Source organism: Dermatobacter hominis, assembly GCF_020715685.1.
Classification (GTDB): Bacteria; Actinomycetota; Acidimicrobiia; order Acidimicrobiales; family Microtrichaceae; genus Dermatobacter; species Dermatobacter hominis.
Genome location: NZ_CP085840.1, coordinates 3121590 through 3140193 on the forward strand (window position 1 = coordinate 3121590; position 18604 = coordinate 3140193).

Genomic DNA, 18604 nt, shown 5'->3' on the forward strand with positions numbered 1-18604 from the left:
TGCGAGGCCGTCGCCGTCGCCCCGGATCCCGCTGCGGGGGCCCGGGTAGGTTCCTCTTCGTGGAGGACGAGCCGCAGCCGGGGGTGACCGAGACCGACCTGGTCCGCTGGAGCGAGGCGCTGGCGGGCATCGCCCGCACGGGGCTCGCCTTCTCGACGAACCTCTACGAGCGCGAGCGCTACGAGGAGGTGCTCCACGTCGCGGCCGAGATCCGCGCCGCCGGCGGGCGCGCCCACCCCGAGGGCACGGTCCGCTCCAGCGTCGACGAGTGGATGCGCATCGTCGGCGACGGCGTGCCCGGCTACGTCACGCCCAAGGTCGCGGTCGGCGCCGTCGTCGGCAACGACCGGGGCGAGATCCTGCTGCTGCAGCGGGCCGACTCCGGGATCTGGCTGTACCCCACGGGGTGGGCCGACATCGGCTACTCCGCCAGCGAGGTCGCGGTGAAGGAGGTGCGGGAGGAGACCGGCATCGAGGTGACCGTCGAGCGGCTGCTCGGCGTGTTCGACGGCCTCCGCCTCGGCTTCACCCGGATCCCGCTCTACTCGCTCGTGTTCCTGTGCCGGGCGGTCGGCGGCGAGCTCCGCGGCCACCCGCTCGAGACGCTCGACGTCGGGTGGTTCCGACCCGACGACCTGCCGACGCCGACGGCCGGCGTCGAGCACTGGGGCCCCCAGGCGTTCGCCGCGCTGCGCGGCGAGTCCGTCGACGTCCTCTACGACCTCCCCCGCGACCAGGTCTGGGACGGCGAGCTCGGCGACCCTGCCGACGACTGACCGGCCGCAGGCGCCGGCGGGCTACTGCTCGCGGAGGAAGCGCTCCACCTCGTCGAGCAGCTGGTCGGCGTTGGGGACGACGCCGTCGTCGGTCGCCCGCTCCGACGCGTCGTGCTGGCGCTCGAGGAGGTGCACGTACTCGAGGGTGGTGTCGTCCTCGGCGACCAGCTCGTCGAGCTGGCGCTCGTAGCTGAGGCTGGCCAGGTCGAGCACGCTGGTGTCGACGGTGGTGCCCAGCAGCGTCACCGCCCGGGCCGCGAGCGTCACGGCCGCCTTGGGCGACGGGGCCGACGGGGCGTACGAGGGCACGGCCGCCCACAGCGACGCCGCGGGCAGGCCGCGGGCGCCGCACTCGCCCTGCAGGGCGCCGAGGATGCCGGTCGGCCCCTCGTACTCCGAGGGCCCGAGCCCGAGCCGGCCGCCCAGGCCGGGGTCCTCGGCGGTGCCGAAGACCGGGGTGGGGCGGGTGTGGGGCACGTCGGCGAGCAGCGCGCCGATCGTCAGCACCCACTCGCAGCCGAGCTCGTCGGCCACCTCGAGCACGGTGCCGCAGAACGTCCGCCAGCGCAGCTGCGGCTCGACGCCCCGGAGCAGGACGACGCCGTTCGTCCCGTCGGGCTCCGCCCAGCCGAACTCGTTCGCGGGCCAGTCGATCACCCGCCGGCCGGCCTCGCGACGGGCGTGCGGGCGCGTGGCGGTGAAGTCGTAGAACTCCTCGGGGTCGATCGACGCGATCGTCGTCGCACCCCACCGCTCCCACAGGTGCTCGACCGCACCGGTCGCGGCGTCGCCGGCGTCGTTCCAGCCCTCGAACGCCGCCACCAGGACCGGTCCGGGACCCTCTGCGCTCGAGCCGGCCTCCCGCCGACGGGCCGCCGGCCCGTCCAGCCACTCCAGGTTCCCCATCCGGTCACCATACCGGCGCGCTCCCGAGGTCCCACCGGCGCCCCGGGGCCACCAGCACCGGCGCGCCCGGCGCGGTGCCGGCGGTAGCGTCGGCGGCCATGCGGATCGAGACCTGCACCGCCGTCGACGACGAACTGGTCGCCGCGATGGCCCGCCTGATCCCCCAGCTGTCGAGCTCGTCGTCGCCGCCCGACGCAGCCGCTCTCGGGGCGATCGTGGGCTCCGACGCGTGCCACCTCCTGCTGGCCCGGGACGACGACGGCACCGTCCTCGGGTCCATGACGCTCGTCGTATTCCCCATCCCGACGGGGGTCCGGGCCTGGATCGAGGACGTGGTCGTCGACACCGAGGCCCGCGGCCGCGGCGTCGGCGAGGCCCTCAACCGCCAGGCGCTCGAGCTCGCCCGGTCGCTGGGCGCGAAGACGGTCGATCTGACCTCGCGCCCCAGCCGCGAGGCCGCCAACCGCCTGTACCAGCGGATCGGCTTCGAGCCGCGGGAGACGAACGTCTACCGGTACTCGCTGTCGTAGCGGCGCCCGTCCGCGACCCCGACCGCGCCGCCGAACACCGAACCAGGCTCAGTCGGGGCGGCCGTCGGCGCCGACCCGGGTGCACCGGGCGGCGCGTAGTGTTCACCCATGGCCGGCTCCGCTGCTCCCGCTCCCGACGGACCTCCCGAGGGGCGGGCACCGCGCCCGACGCTCGGCGACACGATCTGGTCCGTGTGGTCGTGGCTGGCCTTCGGGATCAGCGTGATCCTCTTCATCCCGGCCATCGTCGTCACCTACGTGGTCACGCTGCCGTTCGACCGGACGCACTACTGGGCGGGCTACCTGTACCGGAAGATGCCGGTGCTCCACCAGAAGCTCACGCCCATGTGGCACTTCCGGGTCACGGGCGATCTGCCGGCCGACCCGCGCAACCCGTACGTCGTGGTCGCCAACCACGAGTCGTTCGTCGACATCCTCCTGATCAGCCACCTCCCCTGGGAGATGAAGTGGCTGTCCAAGAAGGAGATGTTCAAGATCCCGATCGCCGGCTGGCTCATGTACCTCGCCGGCGACATCAAGCTCGACCGCGGCGACAAGGACTCGGCCACCAAGGCCATGGACCGCTGCAAGTGGTACCTCAAGAAGAAGGTCTGCATCATGATCTTCCCCGAGGGCACCCGGGCGGCCGACGGCGAGCTCGGCAAGTTCAAGGACGGCGCCTTCCGGCTGGCGATCGAGGCGCAGGTGCCGATCCTGCCCCTCGCGGTGCACGGCACGAAGGAGGCGCTGCGCAAGCACGACTGGCGCTTCGGCCGGGCCAACGCCGCGGTGCACGTCATGGAGCCGGTCAGCACCGAGGGCATGACGCTCGACGACGTGAACTCGCTCAAGGAGCGGGTGCGCGAGCTCATCGCCGCGCAGCTCGTCGTGATGGAGCAGGACCCGACCCTCTCCGACTGAGCACCGTCGCCCTGCCCGCCGGCTCTGTTCCAGATCCTGGGGTGTTCGCCCCGGTCCTCGGGAACAGAACGGGTCGGGGCGGGCGACGCTCCGGCGTCAGGCGGGGGCGAGCCGGCCGATCGTGCCGTCGAGGCTGACGACGAGGACCTCGTCGTCGGGGCCGCGGGCGAATGACACGACCGACGCGACGTCGAGCCCGAGGTCGGCCGACTGCACGTTGCCGTCGGCTCCGACGCGCACGGCGCGGATCCACGGCTGGCAGAAGTCGCCGAAGAGGAACGCGCCGTCGAGCGCCGGCAGCTGCGGGTCGCGGACGACGACGCCGCCCGTGATCGAGCAGCCCTCGTCGTGGGTGTAGGTCAGCACCGGTTCGACGAACGGTCCGGCGCTCGCCGCGCCCGGAGCGGGATCGGGCTCGTCGATCCGGTTCGTGCCCTCGAAGAGGTCCCAACCGAGGTTCACGCCCCGGCCGCCGCCGTCGGCGGCGGCCAGGCGGTCGACCTCCTCCTGCTCGTTCTGGCCGACGTCGGCGACCCAGAGGTCGCCGGTCGCCGGGTCGATGTCGATCCGCCACGGGTTGCGCAGGCCGGTCGCCCAGATCAGCGGCTCGGCCGGGCGCCCGTCGGCCTCACCGCTCGCGAACGGGTTGTCGGCGGGCACGCCGTCGGGCGCGCTTGGATCGATCCGGAGGATCTTGCCGAGCAGGGTGTCGCGGGCCTGGCCGTTGCCCTCGGGATCGTTCCCGGAGCCGCCGTCGCCGAAGCCGGCGTAGAGCATCCCGTCGGTGCCGAAGCGGAGCGCACCGCCGTTGTGGTTCGCGAACGGCTGGTCGATCGCGACCAGCTGCCGGGCTGCGGCGGGCTCGGCGCGCAGCTCCCCGTCGTCACCGGTCAGCGGGTACTGGACGATGCGCGAGTCGCCCTCGGAGGCCTCGGTGTAGCTCACGTAGAGGTGCTCGCCGTCGGGTGACACGGCGACGCCGAGCATCCCCCGCTCCGAGGCCGTGCTCCCCACCGCGTCGGTCAGGTCGATCACGGGGTCGTCGAGGAGCCGGTACCCGTCGCCGTCCCGGACCGCCTCCCGGATGGCGCCGCCGCGCTCGGCCACGATCAGCGAGGTGCTGCCGGGCCGGAACGTCAGGTCGATGGGCGAGTCGGCCTCGAGGCCGAGGTCGACGAGCCGCACCGAGGCGTCCCCCAGGTCGCCGGCCGCGCTCGGCGCCCCGGCGCCCGCCGCGGTCGTCGTCGAGGCCGGCGCGCCGGTCGAGGTGGTCGCCGCACCGTCGTCGTCGTCGGCGCAGCCGACCAGCAGGCCGGTCGCGGCGAGCGCGACCGCGCCCAGGAGGGCGGGCCGGAGCCGTCCGTGGATCACCGCATCCTCCTGATCACGCCCTCCTGCACGACCGAGGCCACCAGCCGGCCGTCGTGCGAGTACACGAGCCCCCTACCCAGGCCTCGTCCCCCGCTCGCGCTCGGCGTGTCCTGCGCGTACAGCAGCCACTCGTCGGCGCGGAACGGGCGGTGGAACCACATCGCGTGGTCGAGGCTCGCCATGAACACCTCGCCCACGGTGAACGACGAGCCGTGGGGGAGCAGCGAGGTGTCGAGCAGGGTCATGTCGGACGCGTAGGTCAGCACGCAGATGTGCAGCACCGGGTCGTCGGGGAGCACGCCGTTCGCCTTGAGCCAGACGTGCTGGTACGGCGGCCGGTCCTCCTTGCGCTCCCAGGGGCCGAGCTCGCAGTAGCGGGTGTCGATCGGCCGCGGCCGATCGAACCACTCGGCGAACTGCTCGCGGTACGGCTCCATCCGCTCCCGGAAGTCGGGCAGCGAGTCGGGCTCGGGCAGGCCGCTCGGCATGTCGAACTGGTGGTCGAAGCCCTCCTCGGGCGTCTGGAAGTTGGCCGACAGCGTGAAGATGCTGCGGCCGTGCTGCACCGCCTTCACCCGGCGGGTGGCGAACGAGCGGCCGTCGCGGGTGCGGTCGACCTCGTAGATGATCGGGACCGTCGGGTCGCCGGGCCGGAGGAAGTAGGCGTGGAGCGAGTGCACGATCTTGTCCGCCTCGACCGTCCGGGCCGCCGCCACCAGCGCCTGGCCGGCGACCTGGCCGCCGAACACCCGCTGGTCGCCCCGGTCCGGGCTCAGGCCCCGGAAGATGTTCACCTCGATCGGCTCCAGGTCGAGCAGGGCGATCAGGGCGTCCACGGCGGCTTGGTCCATCCCGCCATCCTGCCCCGGGGTGGGACGTGCGGCTGCCCGCCCGCGGGCACCGGGGACCACCCGACGCGAATGGGTGCCGGGTCGGGGGCCTCCGGTACGGTGGATGCCCGTGAAGATCAGCCCCGCCGCGGTCATGGACCACGCCCGCTCCGACCAGGGGCGCAAGCAGATCCGCTACATGGCGGTGTCCGTGGTGTTCGTGCCGATCGGGCAGGTGCTGATCCAGATCCTGGGCGCCCTCGTCTTCGACCGGAACTACACGACCGCCTCGATCGTGTCCGCAGCCATCCTCACCGTGCCGAACTTCTTCGCCAACAAGATGTTCGTGTGGAAGGACACGTCGAAGGACCGGCTCCGCACGCAGGTACTGGTGTTCTGGGTCGCCGCCATGCTCGGCGTCGCCGCCGCCACCGGCCTCACCTACCTCGTCGAGCAGCAGGTCCACGACGAGGGCATCATCGAGCCGATCGCCGTGTTCTTCGCCCAGCTCCTGGGCTTCGGCATCGTCTGGGTCGGCCGCTACGTCATCCTCGACCGCTGGCTGTTCAAGGTGACCCACCACGGCGAGGAGCCGGGCGAGGACGACCTCGAGATGCTGCACGGCGACCTGCCGATCTGAGCCGGCCGGCCGGCCCTCGTCCCGACGCCGCCCCCACCCGAAGCGGAGCCCTCCCGATGACCGTGCCCGACGCGCCCGAGCAGCAGCCGACGCCGGAGATGGACCCGACCGTCCGCGCCGCCGCCGAGGCCGCCCGCGGGTTCATGCCCCCCGACGAGGGCCTGGCCCTCTTCCGGGCGGGTGTCGAGGCCAGCGCGGCCGTGCCCGGGGCGCCCCTCCTCGAGGTCGGCTCCTACTGCGGCAAGTCGTCGGTGTACCTGGGCGCCGCGGCCCGTGAGGGCGGCACGGTGCTGATCGCCATCGACCACCATCGGGGTTCCGAGGAGAACCAGCCGGGCTGGGAGTGGCACGAGCCCGACCTCGTCGACCCGGCCGTGGGCCGCATGGACACGCTGCCGGTGTTCCGTCGCACGGTCCACGACGCCGGCCTGGAGCCGAACGTGGTGGCGCTCGTCGGCGACTCGCCCACGGTGGCGGGCTTCTGGACCACGCCCTGCGCCCTCGTGTTCATCGACGGCGGCCACGGCGAGGAGCCGGCGGACCAGGACTACCGGCTGTGGACGCCGCACGTGGCGCCGGCCGGCCTGCTGGCCATCCACGACGTCTTCCCCGACCCCGCCGACGGCGGGCGGCCGCCGTACGAGCGGATCTACCTGCCCGCGCTGGCCTCGGGCCGGTTCGAGGAGGTCTCGGCCACCGGCTCGCTGCGCGTGCTGCGGCGCATGCCCTGACCGCGCGCCCTCGCGAGCGTCAGGGGATCGAGGCCGGCGGCCCGGCGCTCGTTGCGGGCGACCCGGGAGCGCCACCACACGAAGGCCACGATGCCGACCACCGCGACGCAGATCAGGTAGAAGAGCGAGACCTGGATCCAGCCGCCCGGGTCGGTGGGGGAGTCGGGCGCGATGCCGCAGTCGGGCCGGCGCACGATGTGGCCCGGGGAGCAGTCCGACACGGGACCGACCTCGGCGACGGTCGTCGTCGGACCGCCGTCCTGGGCGACGGCCACCGACGGGACCGCGAGGACGGCGCCGGCGGCCATCACGAGGGACAGCGCGACCAGCAGGGCGCGGCCGGCGCGGGGCCGGCGGAGGGGCTCAGGACGGTTCGACGGCATCGGTGCGAGTCTGCTCCTCGATGAGCTCCGGAAGCTCGTCGGGGCGGGTGAACAGGTGGGACGCGGGTGAGGAGCCGGCCAGCGCGTCGGCGGCCAGGATGATCGCCGACGCCGTGTAGGTCGACTGCTCGCCGCCGGGGAAGTGGACCTCGTCGGGCAGGACGATGCCGGTCCAGTAGCGGTCCTCGGCGGTGCGCAGGCGCTGGGCCCACGAGAACATCTCGACGGCCCGGTCGCGCTCGCCGACGGCCAGGTGGGCCATGGCGCACTCGCAGGTCTCCGCCGCGGTGATCCACGGCCGGTCCGACACGCAGCGCACGCCCCAGCCATCGGTCACGAAGGCCTCGAAGCGGTGGGCCAGGCGGTCGCGCCCGGCCTCGCCCGTGACGGCGCCGCACAGCACCGGGTAGTACCAGTCCATCGCCCACCGGTGCTTGGGGGCGAAGGCGTCGGGCTCGGAGCGGATGACCTTCGACAGCCGCGCCGCCGACAGCTCCCAGTCCGGTCGCTCGTGGCCGAGCGTCTCGGCGATGGCGATCGCGCAGCGGAGGCTGTGGCAGATCGACGACGAGCCGGTGAGCAGGGCGAAGCTCCAGGGCGTGCCGTCGGCGTGGCGGGCCCAGAGGATCTCGCCCCGCGGCGTCTGCAGGTCGAGGACGAACTCGATGGCCGCGTCGACCATCGGCCACATCTCCTCGAGCGCGCCCCGGTCCTGGAACAGCAGCCAGTGGAACCACACGCCGGCGGCCACGTAGGCGCAGCAGTTGGCGTCGAGCTTGTCCTGCTCGACCCGGTCGGCCAGGTAGTACTGGTGCCACGAGCCGTCGGGCCGCTGCACGGACCGCAGCCACTGGAACCCGAGCTCGGCCTCGGTGCGCCGGCCGCCGAGCATCAGGGCCATCAGCGACTCGGTGTGGTTCCACGTGTCGGCGTGGCCGCCCGGGAACCACGGCACCATGCCCGAGTCGAGCTGCCACTCGGCCACGGCGTCGACCGTCGCAGTGAGCTGCTCGGCGGTCACGATGCCGTCGACGTCGGCGAGGAACACCTCAGACCGGGACACTGGCGGGATCCTCCACGGGGGCCTCGGGGGCGGGACCGGACCCGTTCGTCGACACGGCGCCGTTCGGCCCGGCGACCTGGTCGGCCCGGGCGGCCGGCTCGGCCGCGGTCACGGTGGCGTGCTCGCCGCCCCCGCCGACCGTGCGCCGGGAGTACACGACGACGCTCTTGCCGAGCACCGGGTTCAGCAGGCGCTCGGTCGTCCGGGTGAGGGCGGGCGCCTTGGCGATGTCCCACACGAGGAGCTTGTGGTACGCCTGCACCAGCGGGTGGGTGTCGTTGGTCGGGCCGACCAGGCACTTCAACCACCAGTACGGCGAGTGCAGCGCGTGGGCCCGGTGCGACGCCTCGGGCCGGAACCCGGCGTCGATCAGCCGGTCCTTCAACATGCCCTCGGTGTAGATGCGCACGTGGCCGCCGACCGCCAGCGGGGCGTGGTACTCGGCGCTCAGCTGCCAGCAGATCTTCTCGGGCATCCACGAGGGGACCGTCGCCGCCAGCACGCCGCCCGGTCGCAGCACCCGGTGCAGCTCGGCCATGGCGCCCCGGTCGTCGGGGATGTGCTCGAACACCTCGGAGCAGATCACCCGGTCGAAGGTCCCGTCGGGGAAGGGGAGGCGGAGGGCGTCGCCGTTGATGCAGGCGCCGAGCGAGCTCTGCGGCGCCTCGCCGGACTCCTTCATGGCCCAGAAGAGGTCCCGGACCGGCGGCAGCTCGTCGTAGCCGTAGTCGAGCGACACGACCTGGGCGCCCCGTCGGAAGCACTCGAAGGAGTGCCGGCCCGCACCGGCGCCCATGTCCAGCACCAGGTCACCGGGCTGGAGCCCGAGCAGTTCGTAGTCGACGGTGAGCACCGCGTCAGCTCCTGTCGCCCGCCGGCGGCGCGCCGGTCGGGGCTGTGTGGGGGGTGGGGGAGGGGGCCCGGCCGGCGGCCACGTCGCTCGCGGCGCGGCCCGCGGCCTCGTCGAGCAGGGCCCGGTAGTGGACGACGGTCTTCTCCGCCGTCTGGCGCCACGTCCAGCGGTGGACGACGCGGTCCCGGCCCCGGAGGCCGATCGCCTGGGCGGCCGCCGGGTCGGTCAGCGCCCGGCGGATGCCGATGGCCAGCGCGTCGGCGTCGCCCGGGGCGACCGCGAAGCACGTGTCGCCGTCGAGGCCCGACACCTCGGGGATGGCGCCGCCGGTCGTCGCGACCAGCGGGCAGCCGGTGCTCATCGCCTCGATCGCAGGGAGCGAGAAGCCCTCGTACAGCGAGGGGACGACGGCGCACGCCGAGGAGTTGTAGAGCTCGACGATCGTCTGGTCGGACACGCCGGAGACGAACTCGACCGCGCCCTCGAGGCCCAGCGTCTGGATCGTGCGCTGGGCCGCCGAGCCCTCCTTCAGCCGGCCGACGAGGACGAGCTTGAGGTCGGGGAACTCGGTGCGCAGCTTGGCGAGCGCCTCGAGCAGGTAGCGCTGGCCCTTCATCGCCACGTCCGAGGACGCGGTCGAGATGATCTGGTTGGGGACGCGCACCACACCCGGCATCGGGGCGAAGAGCTCGGGGTCGACGCCGACCGGCACGATGTGCAGCCGCTCCGGTGACACCAGGTGGTCGCGGCAGATGTCGTCGTAGGAGTTGCGCGACACGGTGATGACCCGGCGCAGCCGCTTGGCCACCTTCGTCTGCATCTTCGTGAAGGCGTACCAGCGGGCCTTCGACCAGCGCTGCCGCGCCGACTCGGCGTGCTCCATCTCGAGCCGACGGTCGACGGTGATCGGGTGGTGGACGGTCCCGAGCACGGGGAGGCCCATGCGCTCCATCAGCAGCAGGCCGTAGCCGAGGCACTGGTTGTCCTGGACGAGGTCGAACTCGCCGGGCCGCTTGCGGAGGTGGTCCCACGCCCGCAACGAGAAGGCGAGCGGCTCGGGGAAGGTGCCCGACGAGAACGCGGTCACCTCGGCCCAGTCCCAGCGGTCCTTCAGCTCCCAGATCCCGGGCATCCGCATCGGGAAGTGGTCGTTGTAGATGTCGAGGCTCGGCAGCTCGACCAGCGGCACCCGCTCGTCGACCAGCGGGTACGGCTGGCCGGACAGGACCTCGGCGTGGTGGCCCATGTCGACGAGCGCCTTGGTGAGGTGGCGCGTGTAGACGCCCTGGCCGCCGACGTGGGGCTTGCCGCGGTACGTCAGGAAGGCGATGCGCAGCGGATCGTCGGGCCCGGGGACGGGGCGGGCGGGGCCGCGAGCGGCGGAGCGGCCCCTCGTCAGCGGGTTCCGTGACGAGCTGATCGGGCCGGTTCGCATGACCGAGTAGCTTCGCCGTGCGTTGACCCGACGGTCAAGTGATCGTCACGCAGGGTCACAGGAACGTTCACGGACAGTGGTGGGAGCGGTGCATGCGCGGCCTGATCCAGCGAGTTCGCTCAGCTTCGGTCACCGTGGCGCACCCTCCGAGCGCCGACGGTGGTCGACGTGAGGAGGTCGTGGGCGAGATCGGCCCGGGCCTGTGCGTGCTCGTCGGCGTCACCCACGACGACGACGAGGCCGGCGCCCGGGCGCTGGCCGGCAAGATCTGGAACCTCCGGGTCTTCGACGACGCCGACGGCGTGATGAACCTGTCGGCGGCCGACACCGGCCGCGAGCTCATGGTCGTCAGCCAGTTCACGCTCTACGGCGACACCCGCAAGGGCCGGCGACCGAGCTACGTCGCCGCGGCGCGGCCCGAGGTGGCCGAACCGCTCGTCGAGGCCGTGGTGGAGGAGCTCCGGGCGCTCGGCGCCACCGTCGCCACCGGCCGGTTCCGCACCGACATGGCCGTCGCGCTGGTCAACGACGGGCCGGTCACCCTGCTCGTCGAGACCTGACGCGGGCGGCTCCTAGGCGTCGTCGGTGTCGGGGGCGGCCGTCGCGCGACGCCGACGAGCCACGATGACGACGGCGACGAGGCCGCCGATCGCCAGCACCAGACCGGGGACGTCGCCGAGCGCCTGGGCCGGCGTCGTCCCGTCGTAGCGGTCGATCGTGCGGGTGATCACCTCCTCCTCGGAGATGTCGGTGAGCTGGTGGACGCCGCCCGCCGGATCGACGAACGCGCTGAAACCCGTCGGCGACACCTGCACGGTCCAGCGCCCCGACTCGACCGCCCGCAGCTGCGACATGGCGACCTGCTGGGTCTGGACCTGCGTCAGCCAGTAGCTCGACCCGTTGGTCGGGTTGAGCACCACCTGGCCGCCGTCGCGCACGCCCTCCCGGACGCGGCGGCCGAAGAAGATCTCCCAGCTGATCGCCACGGCCATCCTCCCGTGGCCGGTGTCGACGACCGCTTCGCCCTCGCCCGGCACCTGGTCGCGCTGGGGCAGGGACTCCCGCGCGATCGGCTCGAACAGCCACCGCATCGGGACGTACTCACCGAACGGGACCCGGCGCTCCTTGTCGTAGCGGTCGCTGATCGTGCCGTCCGGGTGCACGACCACGACGTAGTTGACGAAGTGGTCTTCGTCGACGCCCTCGACGACGCCGACGATGATCGGCGCGTCGAGCCGGGCCGCCTGCTGGACGATCAGGCCGAGCTCCTCGCTGCCCTCGAACGGGTGCTCGATGTTGACGACGTTCTCGGGCCAGACGACCACGTCCACGTCGCCGGCGATCGAGCGGGTCGCCTCGAGGTGCCGGCCGAAGACGATCGGCGCGTCGGCGCTCGAGTAGCGCGTGCCCTGCGGTCCGCCGCCCTGGACGCCCGCCACGCGCACCTGCGCCACCGGGTCGCCGATCGGCCACGCCGCGCCGACGAGCGCGACCGCCGCCACCGCGACGGCGGCGACCGCCGCGCCGAGCCACCGGCGGGTGGCGAGCAGGTACAGGGCCGCGCCGATCGTCGACACCGCGAGGCCGAGGAGGAGCACGCCGCCCAGCCGGGCGACCGGCAGCAGCGGTGCCCTGGTCTGGGTGGTGGCGAGGAGCGACAGCGGGATGCCGCCGAACGGCGCGTGCAGGTGGAACCACTCGAAGAGGACGAGCAGCGCGGGCAGCGCGACGATCCGCCGGCGGTCGCCCGGGCACACCGCCGCCACCGCGGCGACCATGCCGCCCCAGGCCACCAGCACGCCGAGCACGTAGCCCGGCGGCGTGAGCTGGGCCATCCACAGCGTCGACGGACCGAACCACGCGACGCCGACGAGCCAGCCGATGCCCGCCCGCTCCCGTGCCCGTCGCGGGCGGCCGTGCCCGTCGCCGCCGCGGGGGCCGAGCACGTGGATGAACAGCGCGATGCCGACCGGCGCGAGCGGCCACCAGCCCCACGGTGGGAGGGCGAAGCAGATGCAGAGCCCGGCGAGGAGCCCGAGGACGACGGTGACCCAGCGACCGCGCCCGGGCGGGGCCGCCGGTGCGGCCGTGTCCGGTTCGGCGGTGCCGTCAGCTCCGGCGGGGGTCGCCACGGCCGAGCATCCTTCCACGGGAGGGCACGACAGGCGGCACCGGCCGTCGGGCGGCCCACGGGTCAGGGCGCTCGCTGGCAGACTCCGGGACATGGCGCCGTCCCGGTCCCCCCGCCCTGGTCCCCGCGCGCTGCTCGCCGGCTCGATCGCGCTGCTGCTCGCCGTCGCGGGCGTCGCTGCGGCGTGCAGCTCCTCGGACGACTCCTCCGCCGACACGGTGCCGCTCACGGGCGACGCGGCGAAGGGCCAGGAGGTCGTGCGCGACCTCGGCTGCACCACCTGCCACACCGTCGACGGCGGTGACGGGGTCGGTCCGACGTTCAAGGGCCTCGCGGGCTCGACGGTCACGCTCGAGGGCGGCGACGAGGTCACCGCGGACGAGGACTACCTCCGGACGGCGATCACCGATCCGGGCGAGCAGGTGGTCGAGGGCTTCACGCCGATCATGCCGGAGCGCGACCTGTCCGACACCCAGGTCGACCAGGTCGTCGCCTACCTCCAGGCCCTCGGCTCGAAGGGCTGACCCCCCTCGGAACCGGCGACGCCGACGGGCGCGGCGGTCAGCCGACGAGGGCGCGGGCCGCGTCACGGCCCTGGCGGATGCACGCCGGGAGGCCCAGCCCGCCGAGGTCGGCGCCCGCGACCCGCACGGCGGGGGCGTCGGCCGCCAGGGCGGCGTCGATGCGCCGAACGCGGTCGAGGTGGCCGACCTCGTACTGCGCGAACCCGGGCGACCAGCGCGTGACGCGGGTGGCGACCGGTGCGGCGGTGATGCCGAGCACGGTGGCCAGGTCGGCGCGCAGCGCGGCGACCAGCTCCTCGTCGTCCATCGTCGACGGGCGCTCGTCGTGGCGGTGGCCGGCGGCGACACGGAGGATGACGTGCGTCCCGTCGTCCCAGTGCGGCCACTTGACCGACCCGAACGACGTCGCCGTCATCAGCAGGCCGGCGTCGCGGGGGACGAGCACGCCCGACGCGTCGAGCGGCACCGGGACCTTGGCCCGCGGCACGGCGAACGCCACGAAGGCGACGGGCACGTGCTCCAGCGCTCCGAGCTCGGCCGCGGCGGTCGGGCTGATGGCGCCCAGCACGGTCGACGCGGCCGGCGCGGGGAGGGCGACGACCACGGCGTCGGCGCGCACCCCGGCGCCGTCGGCGGTCCCGACCACGACGCCGCCGTCGGGGTCGCGCCCCACGGCGGTGGCGGCCACGCCGGTGCGGAGGTCGGCGCCCCGCCCCGCCAGCCGGTCCGCCAGCACGTCGACCATCCGCTCGGTCCCGCCGAGGAGCGCCCGGAAGACCGGTCCCGACGGCGGGGCGGCGGCCACCCGGCGGCGCAGCGCGAGCGTGAGGCTGCCCCCGTCGGCGGCGGCGTCGGCCAGCTGCGGGGTGACGGCGCGCATCGACAGCTCGTCGACGTCGCCCGCGTTGATCCCGCCGACGAGCGGGCCCACCACGTGCTCGACCAGCTCCCGGCCGAAGCGGTCGGCCAGGAAGGCGCCGATCGGGACGTCGCCGTCGGGGGCGGGATCGGTGCGGTCCACCTCGGTCGCCACGGCGGCCAGGCCCTCGTCGGAGAGGATGCCGGTGGCGGCGAGGTCGTCGACGTCGAGCGGGACGCCGAGCACGTGGCGCCGGGGGTACCAGCGGAGCGCGCCGCCGGCCCACACCTCGGCCCGGCCGAGCGCCGGCTGCGTCAGCTCGTCGGCCAGGCCGAGCTCGGTGCACAGATCGACGGCGTCGGGCACGCGGGCGAGGAAGTTGTCGGCGCCCTCGTCGACGACGAGCGGGCCGGTGGGCAGGTCGAGCGTGGACGTCCGCACCTTGCCGCCGAGCCGGGACGACGCCTCGAGCACCGTGACCTCGACGCCGGGGTGGCCGCTCGCCTCCCACGCCGCGGCCAGGCCGGTGATGCCGCCGCCCAGCACGACGACGTGGCGAGACCCGTCGGGCCGGTCGCTCACGCCCGGTCCCGCAGCCCCGCCGCGGCGTCGGCGGCCGTCCGGGCCAGCGCGCCCATCACGGCGGGGTCGTCGTTGACGACCGGGGTCCGGCCGAACGCGAGGCCGACCTCGGCCGCCACCGCGGCGGCCTCCACGTCGAGGTCGTAGAGCACCTCGAGGTGGTCGGAGGTGAAGCCCTGCGGCACGACCAGGAGGCCGTCGGCGCGACCGGTGCCGGCCAGGTCGCGGACGATCTCGAGCACGTCGGGGCCACGCCACGGCTCGGGCGTGCGGCCCGCGGACTGCCAGCCGAGTCCCCAGCCCGCCCACGTCGCCAGGCCGGCGGCCCGGGCGGTGGCCTCGGCCGACCGGCGCAGCTGGTCCGGGTACGGGTCACCCTCGAGCACGCGCTCGGGCAGCGAGTGCGCGGTGAACACCACCTTGGTCCGCTCGGGGAATGTGGCGAGCGACTCCCGGACCGCGGCGGCCTGGAAGTCGATCAGCTCGGGCAGCAGGTGCCAGCTGTCGATGCCGATGAACGGCAGCCCGCGCTCGGCCGCCGTCGCCGCGGCCCGCTCGTGGTACTGCGCCACGCTGCCCGCCGAGAAGTGCGGCGCGAGCACGAGGCCGACGATCCGCTCCACGCCTGCGCCCGCCAGGGCGGCGACACCGTCCTCGACGAACGGCGCCGCGTGCTTCTGACCCAGCTCGGTCACGAACCCGCCGTCGGGGATCCGCTGGAGCGCCTCGTCGATCGCCCGGACCTGGGCCCGCGTGCGCTCGGCCATGGGCGACGTCCCGCCGAGGGCGTCGTAGCGGCGGACAAGGTCGGCCAGCTGCTCGGGCGTCGGCGGTCGGCCCCTGCGGATGTGGGTGTAGTACGCCTCGACGTCGTCGGGTCCGGCGGGGGTCCCGTAGGCCATGACGAGCACGCCCGTCGTCACGGCGCCGCTCCGTCGGGTCCTGCGCCGCCCGGTCGCCAGCCGTGCACGTGCTCGACCAGCCGCTCCAGCACCTCGGGGTCGGTCTCGGGCAGCACGCCGTGGCCCAGGTTGAAGACGTGGGCCGAGCCGCCGCCGCGCCGGAGGACGTCGTCCGCGGCCGGCCGCGTCGCCGCCCACCCGGCCGCGGGCAGCGCCGGGTCGAGGTTGCCCTGCACGACCGTGCCGGCGGGCACCCGGGTCCGCGCCAGGTCGAGCGGCGTCCGCCAGTCGACGCCGACGACGTCGGCGCCTGCGGCCGCCATCAGGCCGAGCAGCTCGCCGGTCGAGACGCCGAAATGGATGCGCGGCACGCCGAGCTCGCCCGCGGCGGCCAGCACCTTGGTGCTCGCCGGCAGCACGAAGCGCTCGTAGTCGCCGGGCGACAGGGCGCCGGCCCACGAGTCGAAGAGCTGCACGGCCGACGCGCCGTTGGCCACCTGCGATCGCAGCGAGTCGATCGCGAGGTCGGCCAGCCGGTCCACCAGGTCGTGCCAGAGCGCCTCGTCGCCGTGCATCAGCGCCTTGGTGCGCACGTAGGTCCGCGACGGCCGGCCCTCGAGCAGGTAGCTGGCCACGGTGAACGGGGCCCCGGCGAACGCGATCAGCGGCACCGGCAGGTCGCGCACGAGGTTGCGGACGGTCTCGACGACGTAGGGCGTGTCGGCTTCGGGGTCGAGCGGCCGGAGCCGATCGAGGTCGCGGCGGTCCCGGAACGGGTGCTCGACGACGGGTCCGACGCCGGGGGCGATGTCCACGCCGAAGCCGATGGCGTGCACCGGCGTCATGATGTCGGAGTAGAGGATCGCGGCGTCGACGCCGTAGCGGCGCACCGGCTGCAACGTGATCTCGGTCGCCAGGTCGGGGTCCGCGATCGCCCGCAGGATCGTGCCGGTGCCGCGGATCTCCCGGTACTCGGGGAGCGAGCGCCCGGCCTGGCGCATGAACCAGACGGGCGTGCGGGAGGTGGGGAGGCCGCGGCAGGTCCGGACGAAGGCGGAGTCCGCGTGGGGCGCCGTCGTCGTGACCTCCGGCGTCGGTCGGTCCGACATCGGCACCGAGTCAACCACGACCGGCCGGACCCCTGACAATGCTGGATCCGTGGCAGCCCTGGACCCCGGCAGCCCTGGACCGGTGACGGTGCCGGACCGGTGACGGTGCCGGACCGGTGACGGGGCCGGACCGGTGACGGGGCCGGCCGGCCCGTAGGGTGGCCGCGTGCGCCGCTCCATCGACGACGACCAGGTCCCGCTGCCGCCGCTGCCCGAGGACGAGATCGAGGAGGACGAGCTCGTCCCGGTCAACTGGGCCGTGTCGATCTGCGACGACTACGACGACGCCGAGGGTCGGGTGCAGCTGCTCGTCGAGGAGGTCGGCGCCGACCGCACGCCGATGGTCGCCCACCTCGACGCCGACCGCGCCCGCCGGCTCCGGCTCGCGCTGGCCTCGGCGCTCAAGGAGCTGGGCCAGGACACCGGCCGCTGACCGGCGCCGGAGCCGGGCCCGACAAAAAGTGGCCAGGACGAGAAGTGGCCCTGACGAGAAGGTGGCCAGGACGAAGAGGGGCGATCTCCGTCCTGGCCAGCGTCAAGCCTCTCCCAAGGGCGGCCGACGGGGCCCAGTGTGGCCGAACCGGGACCGCCCCGACACCGCTCGAACGGCCGTCGAGGATCAGGTTTGCTCGCTCGTAGCGAACGTTCTCTCTTTACGGGACGGCGTCGTGCGGCAGCCGTAGTCTTCGCCGTGGTCCGGCCCCGCCCGGACCGGGAGAGGAGCCCGTCGTGGGAGACGGACACGGATCCGACGGCGACGCGCCCGTCGACGGGGCGCCGTCGCGCCCGCGCGCGCGGCGCGGGACGGCCCGGGAGCGGCTGCGGGAGGCGTCGGCGCGGCTGCTGAGCGGCGCGACGCTCGACGACGTCACCGCGTTCATCACGGTGAACCGGCTCACCGCGGCGTCCGGGCTCTCGAGCGGTGCGATCTACTCGGCGTTCGCGTCGGACGGCGCCCGCAGCGCGCCGCAGGCCGCAGCCCGGCAGCTCTTCCTGTCGATCCGTCCGCAGGACGACCCGATGGTGATCGAGATCCTCGAGCAGCTCCACGGGTCGATGGACGACGCCGACGACGCGGAGCAGCGGTTCGTCGAGACGCTGGCCGAGCTCGCGGCCGCCCCGGTGGTCGCGTCGGCCCGGTCGTCGGAGCCCTGGGACTACACGCACCTCTGGCTGGCGGCGGCGGTCGCCATCAACGACGAGGAGGTGAGGGACGCCGTCCGGCACGTGTACGTCGAGAACACGCGCACCTACGAGCGGGCGATCGCCCGGGCGCTCGAGCTGGTCGGCCGGACGCCGGTGGAGGGCATCGACATCCACATGCTGGCGAGCATGCTCGTGGCCGGGGCGGACGGCGCGGCGGTGCGGCTCCGGTTCGACCCCGACGCCGACCCCGACCTCGTGCGGCTCACGTACCTGTCGACGATCGCCTCGATGACCCGGCGCGTCGACGAGGCCGACGACCTCTTCGCCAGCCGCGTGATCTCGTCGTACCGACCGCAGCCGCAGCCGGTCCACCTCGACGACGTGCGCGACGCGGTGCGGGCGGTCGACGAGCGCGAGGGGTGGGCCGCCGTGACCGTGACGCGCATCGTGACCCTCACCGGCATCGCCGAGTCCGCGTTCGTGGCGATGTACCCGACCCGCCACCACCTCGCGACGTTCATCTGGGACGACGTGCTCGGCACCGTCGAGCGGCGGGCCCGCGCCCGGCAGTCGCTCGACGCATCGGTGCAGGTCGTCGAGCTCGTGGCGGACCTGGCCGAGACCGCATGCGCCCGGAGATCGCTGGTCGCATCGCTGCTGACCGCCCGCCTCCACGCCGCCGCGACGTCGGACGGCGCCGTGCTCGACCCGTCGTCGGAGCGCCTCGTCGGCCTGCTCGGCTCGCTGCTCGAGGGCGACGAGGCGCTGCGGACGGTCGCGGCCCGCACCGCGGTGGACGGGCTGCTCATGGCCGCAGCTGCGGCGGACGCCGAGGCCGAGGAGCTGGCCCGGGTGCTCATCGCCGGGCTGGCGTCGATCAGCCGCTCGGCCCTCGGAACCTGAACCACGCTC

20 protein-coding genes are annotated in these 18604 nt (G+C 74.1%); 9 read left to right on the plus strand and 11 right to left on the minus strand.

Going from position 1 to position 18604, the window contains the following annotated elements:
* Nucleotides 1–59 precede the first annotated feature (59 nt).
* Nucleotides 60–776 carry an NUDIX hydrolase N-terminal domain-containing protein gene (locus LH044_RS14810; protein WP_227756358.1) on the plus strand — a complete coding sequence of 239 codons (717 nt, stop codon included), beginning with the start codon at nucleotides 60–62 and terminating at the stop codon, nucleotides 774–776.
* A gap of 21 nt (nucleotides 777–797) precedes the next feature.
* Here the strand turns inward: LH044_RS14810 and LH044_RS14815 are convergent, their stop codons facing one another.
* The gene (locus LH044_RS14815) at nucleotides 798–1682 is read right to left on the minus strand and encodes a PAC2 family protein (RefSeq protein ID WP_227756359.1); all 885 of its coding nucleotides are present in this window, start codon (nucleotides 1680–1682) and stop codon (nucleotides 798–800) included.
* A gap of 98 nt (nucleotides 1683–1780) precedes the next feature.
* Here LH044_RS14815 and LH044_RS14820 point away from each other — a divergent pair, with 98 nt between their 5' ends.
* Nucleotides 1781–2212 (plus strand): GNAT family N-acetyltransferase, encoded by a 432-nt coding sequence (locus LH044_RS14820; protein ID WP_227756360.1) that lies wholly within the window; start codon nucleotides 1781–1783, stop codon nucleotides 2210–2212.
* Nucleotides 2213–2320: 108 nt separating this feature from the next.
* On the plus strand, nucleotides 2321–3133 hold the full coding sequence (locus tag LH044_RS14825; RefSeq protein ID WP_227756361.1) for a lysophospholipid acyltransferase family protein: 813 nt from the start codon (nucleotides 2321–2323) through the stop codon (nucleotides 3131–3133).
* 96 nt (nucleotides 3134–3229) lie between these two features.
* Here LH044_RS14825 and LH044_RS14830 read toward each other — a convergent pair whose 3' ends face one another.
* Together LH044_RS14830 and tesB are read right to left on the minus strand one after the other, a co-directional pair.
* Complete coding sequence (locus LH044_RS14830) at nucleotides 3230–4504, minus strand: PQQ-dependent sugar dehydrogenase (RefSeq protein WP_227756362.1); 1275 nt, start codon at nucleotides 4502–4504, stop codon at nucleotides 3230–3232.
* Nucleotides 4501–5355, minus strand: coding sequence for an acyl-CoA thioesterase II (gene tesB / locus LH044_RS14835; RefSeq protein WP_227756363.1), 855 nt, complete (start codon nucleotides 5353–5355; stop codon nucleotides 4501–4503). The genes LH044_RS14830 and tesB overlap by 4 nt, the downstream gene beginning before the upstream one ends.
* Before the next feature lie 103 nt (nucleotides 5356–5458).
* Here tesB and LH044_RS14840 point away from each other — a divergent pair, with 103 nt between their 5' ends.
* Nucleotides 5459–5974 (plus strand): GtrA family protein, encoded by a 516-nt coding sequence (locus tag LH044_RS14840; RefSeq protein WP_374210502.1) that lies wholly within the window; start codon nucleotides 5459–5461, stop codon nucleotides 5972–5974.
* Between the two features lie 56 nt (nucleotides 5975–6030).
* The gene (locus tag LH044_RS14845; protein ID WP_227756365.1) at nucleotides 6031–6705 is read left to right on the plus strand and encodes a class I SAM-dependent methyltransferase; all 675 of its coding nucleotides are present in this window, start codon (nucleotides 6031–6033) and stop codon (nucleotides 6703–6705) included.
* On the opposite strand, the gene LH044_RS14850 is transcribed toward LH044_RS14845, so the two are convergent.
* The 4 genes from LH044_RS14850 to LH044_RS14865 are packed head-to-tail and all read right to left on the minus strand — an operon-like array spanning nucleotide 6624 to nucleotide 10439.
* Complete coding sequence (locus tag LH044_RS14850) at nucleotides 6624–7088, minus strand: hypothetical protein (protein ID WP_227756366.1); 465 nt, start codon at nucleotides 7086–7088, stop codon at nucleotides 6624–6626. The genes LH044_RS14845 and LH044_RS14850 overlap by 82 nt on opposite strands.
* The gene (locus LH044_RS14855) at nucleotides 7069–8151 is read right to left on the minus strand and encodes a hypothetical protein (RefSeq protein ID WP_227756367.1); all 1083 of its coding nucleotides are present in this window, start codon (nucleotides 8149–8151) and stop codon (nucleotides 7069–7071) included. The genes LH044_RS14850 and LH044_RS14855 overlap by 20 nt, the downstream gene beginning before the upstream one ends.
* The gene (locus LH044_RS14860) at nucleotides 8138–9004 is read right to left on the minus strand and encodes a class I SAM-dependent methyltransferase (RefSeq protein ID WP_227756368.1); all 867 of its coding nucleotides are present in this window, start codon (nucleotides 9002–9004) and stop codon (nucleotides 8138–8140) included. The genes LH044_RS14855 and LH044_RS14860 overlap by 14 nt, the downstream gene beginning before the upstream one ends.
* A gap of 4 nt (nucleotides 9005–9008) precedes the next feature.
* Nucleotides 9009–10439, minus strand: a complete 1431-nt coding sequence (locus LH044_RS14865) for a glycosyltransferase family 4 protein (protein ID WP_227756369.1) — start codon at nucleotides 10437–10439, stop codon at nucleotides 9009–9011.
* A 92-nt stretch (nucleotides 10440–10531) separates the two neighbouring features.
* Here LH044_RS14865 and dtd point away from each other — a divergent pair, with 92 nt between their 5' ends.
* The gene (gene dtd / locus LH044_RS14870; RefSeq protein ID WP_227756370.1) at nucleotides 10532–10999 is read left to right on the plus strand and encodes a D-aminoacyl-tRNA deacylase; all 468 of its coding nucleotides are present in this window, start codon (nucleotides 10532–10534) and stop codon (nucleotides 10997–10999) included.
* Between the two features lie 12 nt (nucleotides 11000–11011).
* Here dtd and lnt read toward each other — a convergent pair whose 3' ends face one another.
* On the minus strand, nucleotides 11012–12571 hold the full coding sequence (gene lnt, locus LH044_RS14875; protein ID WP_227756371.1) for an apolipoprotein N-acyltransferase: 1560 nt from the start codon (nucleotides 12569–12571) through the stop codon (nucleotides 11012–11014).
* Between the two features lie 91 nt (nucleotides 12572–12662).
* On the opposite strand from lnt, the gene LH044_RS14880 reads away from it, so the two are divergent.
* Nucleotides 12663–13094, plus strand: a complete 432-nt coding sequence (locus tag LH044_RS14880; protein ID WP_227756372.1) for a c-type cytochrome — start codon at nucleotides 12663–12665, stop codon at nucleotides 13092–13094.
* Nucleotides 13095–13131: 37 nt separating this feature from the next.
* Here LH044_RS14880 and hemG read toward each other — a convergent pair whose 3' ends face one another.
* Genes hemG through hemE form a run of 3 tightly spaced genes read right to left on the minus strand, consistent with a single transcriptional unit; the run spans nucleotide 13132 to nucleotide 16546 of the window.
* Nucleotides 13132–14535 carry a protoporphyrinogen oxidase gene (hemG, locus tag LH044_RS14885; RefSeq protein ID WP_227756373.1) on the minus strand — a complete coding sequence of 468 codons (1404 nt, stop codon included), beginning with the start codon at nucleotides 14533–14535 and terminating at the stop codon, nucleotides 13132–13134.
* Nucleotides 14532–15458, minus strand: coding sequence for a ferrochelatase (gene hemH / locus LH044_RS14890; protein WP_227756374.1), 927 nt, complete (start codon nucleotides 15456–15458; stop codon nucleotides 14532–14534). Before hemH ends, hemG begins: the two co-directional genes overlap by 4 nt.
* Nucleotides 15455–16546 (minus strand): uroporphyrinogen decarboxylase, encoded by a 1092-nt coding sequence (gene hemE / locus LH044_RS14895; RefSeq protein WP_227756375.1) that lies wholly within the window; start codon nucleotides 16544–16546, stop codon nucleotides 15455–15457. Before hemE ends, hemH begins: the two co-directional genes overlap by 4 nt.
* 166 nt (nucleotides 16547–16712) lie before the next feature.
* Here hemE and LH044_RS14900 point away from each other — a divergent pair, with 166 nt between their 5' ends.
* Nucleotides 16713–16979, plus strand: a complete 267-nt coding sequence (locus LH044_RS14900) for a hypothetical protein (protein WP_227756376.1) — start codon at nucleotides 16713–16715, stop codon at nucleotides 16977–16979.
* 296 nt (nucleotides 16980–17275) lie between these two features.
* The gene (locus LH044_RS14905; protein ID WP_227756377.1) at nucleotides 17276–18595 is read left to right on the plus strand and encodes a hypothetical protein; all 1320 of its coding nucleotides are present in this window, start codon (nucleotides 17276–17278) and stop codon (nucleotides 18593–18595) included.
* Nucleotides 18596–18604 lie beyond the last annotated feature (9 nt).